The organism is Paenibacillus sp. RUD330, from assembly GCF_002243345.2.
In the GTDB taxonomy this organism is placed as follows: domain Bacteria; phylum Bacillota; class Bacilli; order Paenibacillales; family Paenibacillaceae; genus Paenibacillus_O.
In genome coordinates, this window is record NZ_CP022655.2 from 3043842 (window position 1) to 3056705 (window position 12864).

The 12864-nt window shown below is 59.8% G+C and carries 10 protein-coding genes; all 10 read right to left on the reverse strand.

Features of this window, described 5'->3' with window-relative positions; translation table 11 throughout:
* Window positions 1-79: 79 nt before the first annotated feature.
* Window positions 80-829: an elongation factor P 5-aminopentanone reductase gene (ymfI, locus tag CIC07_RS13760; RefSeq protein ID WP_076355408.1), complete on the reverse strand. Its 750-nt coding sequence runs from the start codon at window positions 827-829 to the stop codon at window positions 80-82.
* Window positions 826-2115, reverse strand: coding sequence for an EF-P 5-aminopentanol modification-associated protein YfmH (gene yfmH, locus CIC07_RS13765; RefSeq protein ID WP_076355406.1), 1290 nt, complete (start codon window positions 2113-2115; stop codon window positions 826-828). The genes ymfI and yfmH overlap by 4 nt, the downstream gene beginning before the upstream one ends.
* 4 nt (window positions 2116-2119) lie before the next feature.
* The gene (gene yfmF / locus CIC07_RS13770) at window positions 2120-3391 is read right to left on the reverse strand and encodes an EF-P 5-aminopentanol modification-associated protein YfmF (protein WP_076355404.1); all 1272 of its coding nucleotides are present in this window, start codon (window positions 3389-3391) and stop codon (window positions 2120-2122) included.
* 136 nt (window positions 3392-3527) lie between these two features.
* Window positions 3528-4337 carry a spore cortex-lytic enzyme gene (sleB, locus tag CIC07_RS13775; protein WP_076355402.1) on the reverse strand — a complete coding sequence of 270 codons (810 nt, stop codon included), beginning with the start codon at window positions 4335-4337 and terminating at the stop codon, window positions 3528-3530.
* Between the two features lie 109 nt (window positions 4338-4446).
* Window positions 4447-7098 (reverse strand): DNA translocase FtsK, encoded by a 2652-nt coding sequence (locus tag CIC07_RS13780; RefSeq protein WP_157741916.1) that lies wholly within the window; start codon window positions 7096-7098, stop codon window positions 4447-4449.
* Between the two features lie 110 nt (window positions 7099-7208).
* Window positions 7209-7433 carry a YlzJ-like family protein gene (locus CIC07_RS13785; RefSeq protein WP_076355400.1) on the reverse strand — a complete coding sequence of 75 codons (225 nt, stop codon included), beginning with the start codon at window positions 7431-7433 and terminating at the stop codon, window positions 7209-7211.
* The gene (locus tag CIC07_RS13790; RefSeq protein ID WP_234992901.1) at window positions 7430-8239 is read right to left on the reverse strand and encodes a ClpP family protease; all 810 of its coding nucleotides are present in this window, start codon (window positions 8237-8239) and stop codon (window positions 7430-7432) included. The genes CIC07_RS13785 and CIC07_RS13790 overlap by 4 nt, the downstream gene beginning before the upstream one ends.
* A gap of 335 nt (window positions 8240-8574) precedes the next feature.
* A complete protein-coding gene (locus tag CIC07_RS13795) occupies window positions 8575-10254 on the reverse strand; it encodes a ribonuclease J (protein ID WP_076355398.1) in 1680 nt (559 codons plus the stop codon).
* 339 nt (window positions 10255-10593) lie between these two features.
* Window positions 10594-11463 carry a 4-hydroxy-tetrahydrodipicolinate synthase gene (gene dapA, locus CIC07_RS13800; protein WP_076355396.1) on the reverse strand — a complete coding sequence of 290 codons (870 nt, stop codon included), beginning with the start codon at window positions 11461-11463 and terminating at the stop codon, window positions 10594-10596.
* 107 nt (window positions 11464-11570) lie between these two features.
* Window positions 11571-12788, reverse strand: coding sequence for an aspartate kinase (gene dapG, locus CIC07_RS13805; RefSeq protein ID WP_076355394.1), 1218 nt, complete (start codon window positions 12786-12788; stop codon window positions 11571-11573).
* Window positions 12789-12864: the final 76 nt, after the last annotated feature.

Here is a 12864-nt window from a genome sequence, read left to right on the forward strand (position 1 = left end):
CATCAACGACCCTATTGTGTGCGGAGGCCATCTTCCCTATACGACGACCAGGGCTGGAAAAAAGTTGCGGCCGGACCACTCATGTGATCCAGCCGCCGTTCGGACTGATGACCTGTCCGGTTATGTAGGATGATTCCGGCAAGGAAAGGAAGTAGACCAGCGAAGCGATCTCGTCCGGATGGGCCAGCCTTCCGGCCGGAATTTCCTCTTCGAGCGCCTGAAGCTCGCCTTGATCGAGATGGCTGTTCATTTCCGTGTCGACCGCTCCCGGAGCGACTGCGTTGACCGTCACTCCCGACGGCGCCAGCTCCTTGGCGAGCGACTTCGTGAAGGCGTTGACCCCTCCTTTGGTCGCGGAATACAGCACCTCGCAGGATGCGCCGGAGATGCCCCATACGGAGGAAACGTTGATGATCCTCCCCCAGCGCGCGCTGACCATCGGAGCCATGAACAGCTGCGTGCAGAGAAACAATCCCTTGAGATTGACCGCGGTCACGTCGTCCCATTCCTGCTCGGTGAGATCCGCCAGCATGCCGTAATGCGAAATGCCCGCGTTGTTGACGAGAATATCCGGAAGCAGCCCTGCCGCTTCCAGCTTCTCCTTCATTCTGGCCAAGCTTTCCCTGGATCGCATGTCGGCGGAGACCGTCATGACCCTGCCGCCGCCGAGAGCGATGCATTCCCGGGCCGTTTCATTGGCGCGCTCATGCGAATTCAAATAATGGATGACCACATTCATCCCTTCCGCGGAAAAGCGCCGCGCGATGGCGGCGCCTATGCCCCGGCTTCCCCCGGTGATGAGGACGGTCATCTCCTGCAGGCTTTTCATGCTTCCGCCGGAGGCAGCACGACGGACACGGCCAGCTGGCCGAAGTCGAAATGCTCTCTCAGCCGGGCGTCGGCTTCGTCGAGCGTGATGCTCTCGTAAGCCGGCAGCAGTTCGAACAGATCCTGTCCGCGGAATTTGTACCGGGTGAATTCGCCTGCGATCGACTCGGGGGAATTGAGCATTCTCAGGTAGCTCCCGATCCGCTTGCGCTTCGTTCTCTCGAAAGCTTCGGCATCAAGCCCGCTCTGCTGCATGGACGCCACCGCTTCCTTGACTCTCGCGACGAGAGCATCCGGGTCCTTGGTATCGCCCCCGATGATGGAGAAGCCGTAATCGGTGCTGCAGTTGTATTCGTATCCGAACGAATCGGAGATGAGATTATCGTCGTACAGCTGCTGATAGGTCGGGGAGCTGGAGCCCAGAATCGTTTCCAGCATCAGCTTGGTCGTGACGTCCCGGCGCAGCAGCGCAGCGCTGTCGAGGCCGTTGGTCTTCTCCTTAAAGCCGAACAGGCACTTCGGCAGCGAGACCTGCAGCCGGATCTCTTTGCGCGGCGTATTCACGCCTTGCGGCTCGGGATCGAAGAAGCGCTTGATTTCGCCGAGAGGCTCATACGTCTTGGCGGCCTGGTTGGACCGCACCAGCTCGAATACCTTCTCCGCATCGACGCCGCCGACGATGAACAGCAGCATGTTGGAAGGGTGGTAGAAGGTCTCGTAGCAGCGGTAAAGCATTTCCTTGTCGATCTTGTAGATCGATTCCACCGTTCCGGCGATGTCGATATGGACCGGATGCACCTGATACAGCGCCTCGATCAGGCCGTAGTAGACCCGCCAGTCCGGATTGTCGCTGTACATATTGATTTCCTGCGCGATGATTCCTTTTTCCTTGTCGACGTTCTGGTCCGTGAAGTACGGATTCTGGACGAAGTTGATCAGCGTCGTCAGGTTGGCCTCGATCTGCTCTGTCGCCGAGAACAGGTAGACCGTCCGGTCGAAGCTCGTGAACGCATTCGCGGAAGCGCCCTGCGAGGCGAAAGTCGCGAAAATGTCTCCGGCCGGCTCCTCGAACATTTTGTGCTCTAGAAAATGGGCGATTCCATCCGGAACGCGGGCAAGCGGTCCGTCGCCGATGCCGAAATGATTGTCTACCGAGCCGTAGCGGGTCGAAAAGGTCGCGTACGTCTTCTGGAACCCTTCCTTGGGCAGCACGTAAACCTGCAGCCCGTTCGGCAGCTGTTCGTGATAAAGCGTTTCTTCGACGCCGGGATAACTGAGCTTCTGCATGTTGTCAGGCCTCCTTCTTGTCGCGCAGGAAGTAGATCGTATCCAGCTTGACGCCTTCCGCAACCCTCACGATGTCTTCGGGCGTCACGGCGCGCACGTCCTCAAGCAGCTCGCCGGCCGACCTTTCCTTGCCGGACAGGACGCTGTTGAAATCGTAGGCGATCATCTCGTAGGCGGAGTCCTGGAGCTCCCGCAAGGAATTCGTCAGCATCGCTTTGGTCTGGCTGATCTCCAGCTCCGACAGCTCGCCGCGCTTCATGCTCTCCAGCTGCTCCTGGATGATGGCGACCGCTTTGTCGTAGTTGGCGATTTCAATGCCGGACTGGATCGTGCACAGCCCTTTATGGCCGTCCAGCCTCGAGGATGCGTAATAAGCCAGGCTTTCTTTTTCCCTTACATTCATGAACAGCTTGGAATGCGGGTAGCCGCCCAGAATGCCGTTGTACATCAATGCGGCGGCATAGTCGTCATCGCCGTAGGCGACTCCCGTGCGCAAGCCGAGATTCAGCTTTCCTTGGGCCACCTCCAGCCTTTCGACGACATTCTTCACCCCTTCTTGCGGGAAGCGGATATCCGGGCTTCCGTACTTCGAGGGAGCCGTATCCGGAAGCTTGAACGATGCCGACGCGAGCTCCTTCACTTCCTCAAGCGTCGTATCGCCGACGACATAGAGGTCGAAAACGGCGGTCTCCAGCCAGCGGCGGTACGAATCGTACAGCGATTGCGGGGTGATGGCTCCCACATCGGCGATGCGCCCGAGGGCATGCAGCCGATAGGGCTCGTTGGCGCACATGATTTCCATGCAGCGTTCCGCCGCATAGCGGATTTTATCATTGATGATGCTCTCCAGCTTTTTGGTGAGCGTGACCTTCTCGCTGTCGACGTACTTGCTCCGGAAGGCTCCATGGTCCAGTGCCGGCTGAGTGACGGCTTCTCCGAGCAGCTTCATCGAAGCGGCGAGCAGCGACTGCTCCGCGGCGACGAAGCGGTCGTTGATGACATCCATCCGGAACTGGACGATCTGGGAATTGCCCCGCTTGTAAATATCGAAGCCGAAGCCGGCGCCGTACAAGTTGTCCAGCTGCTCCCGGAACTGGATCGTCTCCGGATGCGAGGCCGTGCCGCGCCGCAGCACGAACGGAGCGAGCGCGGTCGCCGTGACGGTGGACTCTTGCAGCGGAATGCCCGCGAATAAAGAGACGGCGAAGGTTTTGAACCTTTTGGTCGGCAGCACATGCAGCCGGATGCGGCCGTGGCTCCCTTGCTGAAACGCCATATCCGAACCCCTTTCCGCGCCATGTTGGCGATAGGTAATCTATTCCATATTGTATGCCATTCCATTCTATCTCAGCCTAAACAGAAGAAGCAACCGGGGTCAGGCTTGCCCTGGCCGGCTGCTTCCGAGCTTTCGCTTACATGCAGAAAATATGCTTGCCGATCGTCTTCACTTGCTGGCGCGACCAGATCCATTTGGAGGTGGCGGTTTCCGGATTGAAGTAATAGAGGCAGCCGTCCGAAGGATCCCAGCCGTTGATGGCGTCCTCAACCGCCTGCTTGGCCCGTTCGTTCGGCGTCAGCCAGATCTGGCCGTCCGCGACAGCGGTGAAAGCGAGGCTCTGGAAGATGACGCCGGATATCGAGTTCGGGAATTCGGGCGACTTGAGACGGTTCAGGATGACCGCGGCGACGGCGACTTGGCCTTCATAAGGCTCGCCGCGGGATTCACCGTATACGGCATTGGCCATGATTTTGATGTCGTTGGCCGACAGGTTGAGCTTGTTCGACTTGCCGATGTCTCCGCCGGAACCGTTGCCGGAATTGCCGGCATTGCCGGTGTTCCCGGCATTGCCGCCAGCGGCAGCGCCGGATTCACCGCCCGGAAAATCGGCTGCCGTCGGCTTCCAGTTTTTCGTCGCTTCCCATAGCTTGAGCTTCGTCTTCGCTCCGACGACTCCGTCGGATTTCATGCCGAACTTCCATTGGAACCAGGTGACGGAGTTTTTCGTCTTCGGTCCGAAGCTTCCGTCGATCTTGCCCTCGTAATAGCCTAGATATCGGAGACGTCCTTGAAGCTCCACGACATCCTTGCCCGATGAGCCCTGGCGGATGGTGGCGCTGCTGAACGTTTCGCTTGACCTGCCGGGCAGCTCGTCCTTGAGCGTATAAAGGCTGAGCACCAGCAGCATGGCCGCGATCGTCATGACGATCAAACGTATCTTCATAGTCGGGATCTGCCTTTCTCTAGCGGGATGCGCCTTAAGCGATGCGCGGCTTTGCGGCCGCTTCGCCAAAGCGTTTGACAGTCCCTAGTATGAGAAAGCAGGTCTCCTTCTATGCATGTTTCTGGCTCGCCTGGAACTGGTCCGCGGTCATCAGCACCTCGCGCGGCTTGCTGCCCTCGTAAGGGCCGACGACACCTTTGGCCTCAAGCTGATCCACCAGCCTGGCGGCCCGTGTATAGCCTACCCGCATTCGCCTCTGCAAGAGCGACACGGAAGCCTGCTGGGCATCGACGACGATCTGCATCGCCTGGTCGAACAGCTCGTCCAGCACTTCCCCGTCTGCCCCGGCGCCGCTGTCGTCCAGCTCCGGCACGAGGTCTTCCTTATATTCCGCCGCAGCCTGGGATCTCGCGTAATCGACGACGGCTTCGACTTCGGAATCGGACAGGAACGCCCCTTGGACCCGGATCGGCTTGGACATGCCGACAGGCAGGAACAGCATGTCCCCCCGTCCCAGCAGCTTCTCCGCTCCGACCATGTCGAGAATCGTCCGGGAATCGACCTGCGACGAGACGCCGAAAGCGATCCGGGAAGGAATATTGGCCTTGATCACGCCTGTGATGACGTCTACGGACGGACGCTGGGTAGCGATGATGAGATGGATGCCGGCCGCCCTCGCCATCTGCGCGAGGCGGGTGATCGAATCCTCGACATCCTTGGCTGCGACCATCATCAGATCCGCCAGCTCGTCGACGATGACGACAATGTAAGGCAGCACGGCGGCAGGGTTGTCCTTCATCAGACCGTTGTAGCCTTCTATGTTGCGGGTGCCCGACTTCGAGAACAGCTCATACCGCTTCTCCATCTCCACGACGATCTTCTTGAGCGCCAGCGAAGCGCGCCGCGGATCGGTGACGACGGGAGCGAGCAGATGCGGAATGCCGTTGTACATGTTCAGCTCGACCATTTTGGGATCGATCATCATGAACTTCACTTCGTCCGGCGCCGCTTTGTACAAGATGCTCGTGATGATGCCGTTGATGCAGACCGATTTGCCCGATCCGGTAGCTCCGGCGACGAGCAGATGGGGCATCTTGGCCAGATTGCCGACGATGGACTGGCCGGCGATATCCCGCCCGAAAGCGATCGACAGCTTGGACGCCGCGCTGGAGAACGTCGGCGTCTCCATGACTTCGCGCATGGTCACGACCGCGACCTCGGCATTCGGAACCTCGATTCCGATCGCGGACTTGCCCGGAATCGGCGCTTCCATGCGGATATCCTTGGCGGCCAGCGCGAGCGCGATGTCATCGGTAAGGCTGACGATCCGGCTTACCTTGACCCCTGTCGCCGGCTGGACCTCGTATCTCGTGACCGCCGGTCCAGGCACGACATCCAGCACCTTGGCCCGGACCCCGAAGCTCTCCAGCGTCGCCTCGAGCTTGCGGCGCGAATCGTTCAGATCGCCGGTATCGGCGCCTCTGCCCGAGTTGGCGGGCTTGGCCAGCAGGGAAAGCGGCGGCAGCCGGTAAGGCTTCGATTCCCGTACGGCCGAAGCCGCAGCAGGCGATGGCTCCCCATCCCCCTCCGGACCTGCCAATGCCTCCGATATCTCGGCAGGATGGCGGGAAGGCGCCGGAGCGGGGAAGTCGTCTTCCGCCAGCCATTCGCCTGGGTCCGTTCCATCGGCTTCGGCAACCAGACCGGCGGTCTGACCGCCTGGAACCGGATCGGCAGGAAAGGCATTCCCATGGAAGGATGCGTCCTCCCAATCCTCTCCTTCTTCGTCCTGGTCGTCCCATGGAGCCGGATCGGCTGCAGGGGGACGTTCTTTCGCTTCCCTGGCTTTGATCGAGACGGCCGGAGCGGCGGCAGGCTTGCCGGCAGGCTCTTCGTCGATCATCCATTCCCCATCCGCATCAGCCTCTTGACTGTCCCGGCTTTGACCGCCCCAGCTGAAGAAGAGAGAGCGTCCTTTGCGCGGCGATGGAGACACGGCCGTGCTTCCATAGTCATCGTCATCGTCGCCGTTCAGCCCGTAGCCGAGATGATCGGCAGCGGCAGTCCTGCCGCTCGTTGTGGCCGAAGGCTGCGCAGCCGCGGCGGGAGGCTTCGGCTTGCGCGGCCTCGCCGCTGCTTTGGCCTGAAGCAGCTTGATCATATGGACAGCCCTGATGCGGACAACGCGGCCGATATCGACATAGGAGCGCCCTGTTATGAGCATCAAGGATATCGCGAACATAACGATGAGGAGCAGCTTGGCTCCAAAGTAGCCGAACAGCGTGTAGAGCAATGAATACTGGATCGCTCCGAGGTAGCCGCCGCTGATCGATCCGGCAGCGGGCGCCGCCGCTGATCCGCCCGTACTGAGCACGCCTTCCCTGATATCCTGGCCGAGCTGCTGCATGATGGCCGATCCGCTGATGAGATCGCCGGGACCGAGCTTGCGGTCGATCTCCGACATCGAGCTCATGAGCGTAAACGCGAACACAAGCAGAAGGATTCCGGTCCGGCGGTAGGTCCAGCCGGTCGGCCAGGAACGGGTCACCATCACGTACAGTCCGACAGCGATTCCGACAAGCGCAAGCACAAAATAAAACTTGCCCAACAACAGCTCGAACAGCTTGGACAGCGATCTGCCGACCGTAGCTTCGCCGGACAAGGCGATTACCGAAACCGTGATGAGCAATATTCCATAAACTTCATATTTTAAATTTTCGCCGAAAGTGCGTCTTTTGCGCCGACGTTTCTTGGCCAACATCCCTCACCTCTGGTTCACTATTATACCATAGGAGGTGAAATGTTCCTATCGCGCTGGACGCTCGGGATGATTTCGGCAGGCAGCCATCTCTATGAAAATGGAAACCTTTCTTATTTGCTGCCGGAGCCGTAATGAATCAGCGTGCCCGGACTATAGGCCGGATTCAGATACCGTTCCAGATCCGCCTGAACGATCCGGATCAGCTTTCCTGCGCCCGGAGCGATCGGCTCGACCTGCAGCAGCATGCCTTCATGCTGGATTTCAAGCGATGGAGCTCTCTCCTCCTGGATTCCCTCCAGCACTTGCTCCAGAGGCATGATCGTATACAAAGTCATTGGGGAAGCCCTCCCCCCGCTCCGATATCCGCCGCTCGGGAAGCTTCCATGATGGCGCTCTCTGCCGCCGCGATCGGCAGCGTGCTTGACGCAGCCGGCTTCGCGGCTTGAATCAACCGGTTCAGCTCCCGCAGAGCTTGTCCAAGACCTCCGACCTCATCGATTAGGCCATGCTTGACGGCATCCTCCCCGATTACGGTCGTGCCGATGTCGCGAGTCAACTCGCCTGTCTTGAACATCAGCTGCTTGAACGTCTCCTCCTTCACCTTGGAATGTGATGTGACGAAGCGGACGACCCTCTCCTGCATTTTCTCCAAATACTCGAACGTCTGCGGAACGCCGATGACAAGGCCGTTCATCCGGATCGGATGGATCGTCATCGTGGCCGTTTCCGCGATGAAGCTGCGGTTGCCGGCGACCGCGATCGGCACGCCGATGGAATGCCCGCCGCCAAGCACGAGCGTAACCGAAGGCTTGCTGAGGGAGCTGATCATTTCCGCGATGGCCAGGCCCGCTTCGACGTCGCCGCCGACCGTATTGAGGACGATGAGGATGCCCTCGATCTTATTGCTTTGCTCAGCGGCGACGAGCTGAGGGATCAGATGCTCATATTTCGTCGTTTTGTTCTGGGGGGGCAGAACCATATGCCCCTCGACCTGGCCGATGATCGTCATGCAGAAGATGTTGGATGGATCGGCGGCGGGAACGGACATCTGCCCCAGCTGCTGGATCGCCTCCAGCTTGGCTTTGTCCGCTGCGCTCGGCTCCGCCTGCTCCGAGGCGACCGCTTCCTGGTACTTGTTCAACTTAACCCCTCCTGATTGCCGGAATAGCTGCCATCGTAGTATGGGGTGCAGCCCTTTATCCCATTCAAAGAGAGGGCAATGCGGATATTCCGCCGGCTTCAAATGCTGGGTACGGAGAGGGCTTATGCAGAGAGCCAAGGTGAGGGTTATGGAGAGGGCTTATGCAGAGAGCCAAGGTGAGGGTTATGGAGGGGCTTATGCAGAGAGCCTTGGAGAGAGTGAGCCATGGCGAGTGTTCGGAGAGTGCTCTGGCGGAGGGTTGCGGAATAGGAAACGTCTGCGCCTTGTAAACAAGAAAAACTGCCTCCGAAATCGGAGGCAGTTCAGGAGTTGAATTAAACTTCCATGATGATCGGAAGAATCATCGGACGGCGGCGCGTCTGCTCGTAGAGGAAACGGCCAAGGGCATCCTTGACGTTCGTCTTGAGCGAGGCCCATTCGTTGACCTTGTCGTTCATCAGCTTGTTGAGGGTCGTCGTTACGATCCGGTTCGCCTCGTCCAGCAAGCCTTCGGATTCACGGACATAGACGAAACCGCGGGAAATGATGTCCGGGCCGGCCTTGATCGTGCCGTCCTGCTTGCTCAGCGTGACGACGACAACGAGAATGCCGTCTTGGGACAGCAGCTTGCGGTCGCGCAGAACGATGTTGCCTACGTCGCCGACTCCCAGGCCGTCGATGAGCACGTTGCCGGAAGGAACTTTGGAGCCCTTGCGGCCTTCGCCGTTCTGGAACTCGACCGTGTCGCCGATATCGATCAGGAAGATGTTGTTCGGCTCGACGCCGACAGCTTCGCCAAGCTTGGCGTGCTGGCGCAGCATCCGGTACTCGCCGTGGATCGGAATGAAGTACTTTGGCTTGATCAGGTTGAGCATCAGCTTCAGCTCTTCCTGGCTGCCGTGGCCGGATACGTGGACGCCGGATACGGAGCCCGGTCCGTAGATGACGTTGGCGCCAAGACGGAACAGCTCGTCCACCGTACGGCCAACATCCTTCTCATTGCCCGGAATCGGCGTCGCCGCGATGATGACCGTGTCGCCCGGCAAAATGTCGATCTTGCGATGCGTCGAGCGCGCCATGCGGGTCAGAGCCGACATCGGCTCGCCTTGGCTGCCTGTGCAGAGGACGACGACGCGGTCTGCCGCCATCTTGTTCACTTCTTCGGGTTCGATGATCATGCCTTCAGGCACGATCAGGTATCCGAGCTCAACGGCAATCGTCACGACGTTGACCATGCTGCGGCCGACGATGGCGACCTTGCGCTTCGTAGCCATCGCGGCGTTGAACACCTGCTGGATCCGGTGCACGTTGGAGGCGAAGGTGGCGACGACGACGCGCTGCGGGGACTTCCGGAAAATTTCCGTCAGCTCCACGCCGACGTTGCTCTCCGAAGGGGTCATGCCCGGACGCTCCGCGTTCGTGCTGTCCGACAGCAGAGCGAGCACGCCGCGCTTGCCGATCTCGGCGATGCGCTGCAGGTCGGCGAACTGGTCGTTGACCGGCGTGAAGTCGAACTTGAAGTCGCCCGTATGGACGACAGTGCCTTCCGGCGTCTCGAGGCATACGCCGACCGAATCCGGAATGCTGTGGTTCGTCTTGAAGAACGTCGTGCGGATCTCGCCGAGCTCAAGCTCGGAGTCGGCATTGATGAGAATCCGCTTCGTCTCTCCAAGCAGGCCCGCTTCCTTCAGCTTGCTCTCGATCAGGCCGAGCGTCAGCTTCGTTCCATATACCGGAACGTTCAGATGGCGGAGCACGTACGGAAGGCCGCCGATGTGGTCTTCGTGTCCGTGGGTGATGACGATGCCGCGGACTTTGTCGCGGTTATCGGTGAGATACGTGATGTCCGGGATGACGATGTCGATTCCGAGCATGTCCTCTTCCGGGAACTTGAGGCCTGAGTCAACGACTACGATGTCATTGCCGTATTGGATGACATACATATTCTTGCCGATCTCGCCAACGCCGCCGAGGGCGAAGATGAGCAGCTTGTCCTGGGTATTCTTTTTTGACAAGGGATTTCTTACCTCCTATGTGATGTGAAGATAGAATGAGATCTATGGTTAAGAAAACTCTTCCATGAGATGCACGGACTCCACCCGCAATGCCGCCACGCGGCCGGGCTTGACTCGATATTCACTTTGCCGCACCATTCACTTAGGAATATTATACATGATGCAAAAGATGGAACACAAGCCGATTGGAAATTCCAGCCGCAATTATTGTCTCCGCCGCAAATTCATCGACTGGAGCCGAGAACGAAAGCGCGGATGGGAAGGGAGACATGGATGCTCCCGCTCGGCCGGACAAAAAAACCGATGCGCTTGAGCGCATCGGTTGCAGGAAACGATCTTCTATAGGCCGAGCAACTGGACCAGGGCGGAGGTTTCGACATCGTCCGCTTCGACGAGCGGCAGCCGGACGCCGCCGACAGGCAGCCCCTTCAGCTCCAGCGCCTTTTTCACGAGCACGGGATTCGGAGCCTTGAACAATCCGTTGAACACGGGAAGCAGCCTGCGGTGCGACGCGGCCGCCTCGGCCGTCCGTCCGTCCAAATAAGCTTCGATCATCGCCTTCATCTCGGATCCGACGATATGGCTCGCAACGCTGACGACTCCGTAGGCGCCGACCGCCATCGCCGGCAGCGTCGCGCTGTCATCGCCGGTATAGACCCGGAATTCGGCAGGAGCTCCGGAAATGATCTCCGATACATGATCCAGCGAATGGCATTCCTTCGTCGCGACGATATTGGCCGCATCGCGAGCGAGCCGGACCGTCGTCCGCGCATCCATGCTCGCCACGGTCCGGCCCGGCACATTGTACAGCATGACGGGAAGCGCGGTCGCTTCGGCGATCGTCTTGAAGTGGCGGTACATGCCCTCCTGGCTTGGCCGGTTGTAATAAGGAACGACCAGCAGAATGCCGTCCACTCCCGCCTGCTCGGCCAGCTTGGTCAAGTGGACGGAATGGGCCGTATCATTGCTGCCCGTGCCGGCGATGATGCGGGCGCGTCCGGCCGCATGCTTGACGGCGAAGCGGAACAGCTCCAGCTTTTCCGCTTCGGCAAGCGTCGGAGACTCGCCCGTCGTGCCGCTGACGACGATGGAATCGCTTCCCTGCGCTTCGATAAGATGGTCGATGAGCAGCCCCGTCGTCTTCCAGTCGATGCTGCCGTCATTGTGGAACGGAGTTACCATTGCCGTAATCAATCTGCCATAATCCATCTCTGTTCCTCCCCTGTTCCAGCGGACAACCATGACGGCCAGACCCGCTGCATCTGTCTCGCTCTCAAAAGCGGCAGGCGGATGCCGCCCGCCCGCACAGCTCTAGGTTATAAATGAAGCTCGAACTTCGCATGCAGGGCGCGCAAGGCGTTGCCCATATGCTCCTCGCGGACGAGCACCCAGATCGTCGTATTGGAATCCGCCGACTGGAGAATCGGAATTCCTTGCTCCGTCAGCGCCTCGACGATGCGCGCCATGACGCCGGGAACGCCGTTCATTCCGCCGCCGATGACGGATACTTTGGCGCAGCCGTTCACCGTCTCCGGCTCGAAGCCGAGCCCTTGCAGAACTTGGACCGCCTTGTCCGCGTCGCGGTCGAATACCGTATAAAGAGCACCCGCAGGCGTCACGTTGATGAAGTCGACGCTGATCCCGCTGCGGGCCATCGACTGGAACACCTGGAGCTGCATGTCCGCGATGCCTTCGACCGTCCGGACGGATATCTGCGTGACGCCCTGGACATGCGCGATTCCCGTCACATGGCGGTCGCGCAGCGGCGATGCGATGCTCAGAGCCGTCGGCATATCCGTCACGAGCGTCCCCTCGTCATCCGAGAATGTGGAGCGGACTCGGAGCGGAATTCTGGCCTGCTGGGCGATCTCGACCGCCCGGGGATGGATGACCTTCGCCCCTTGACGAGCCATGTTGCATATCTCGGCATAGCCGACTACGGTAAGCGGCTTGGCGTCTTTCACAATTCTTGGATCCGCTGTCAGAATCCCGTTCACGTCGGTATAGATGTCGACGATCTCGGCATGCAGCGCCGCCCCGAGCGCCGTGGCGGACGTATCGCTGCCTCCGCGGCCAAGCGTCGTCAGGTCTCCCTGTCCGTTCTGTCCCTGGAAGCCGGTCACAATGACCACTTCTCCCCGGTCCAGATGCCCGGTCATGCGGTCGGTGCGGATCTCCTCGATGCGGGCTTCGCCGAACTGGCTGCCTGTCACGACTCCGGCTTGGCCGCCCGTCAAGGCGACGCAGGGAATTCCCCTGGATGCCAGAGCCGTGCTCAAGACGACTGCCGAGATGATTTCTCCGCAGCCCATGAGCAGATCGCGTTCGCGCGCCGGAATTTCTCCGCCTTCTTCACTGGCGAGAGACAGCAGCGTATCCGTCGCATACGGATCCCCGCTGCGCCCCATCGCCGAAACGACTACGACAAGACGATGGCCTTCGCCCAGCTCGCGCTGGATATGGCGGACGACCAGCTCCCTGGTCTGCTTGGTCGCCACCGAAGTACCGCCGAATTTTAAAACCCGTACCCCCATGGATGACATCCCTTCGCTGAAGCGGCTTCTTCCTGGAAGCCGCTCCTCTCCCTGATAGCATGCAGTTGAAATCCTT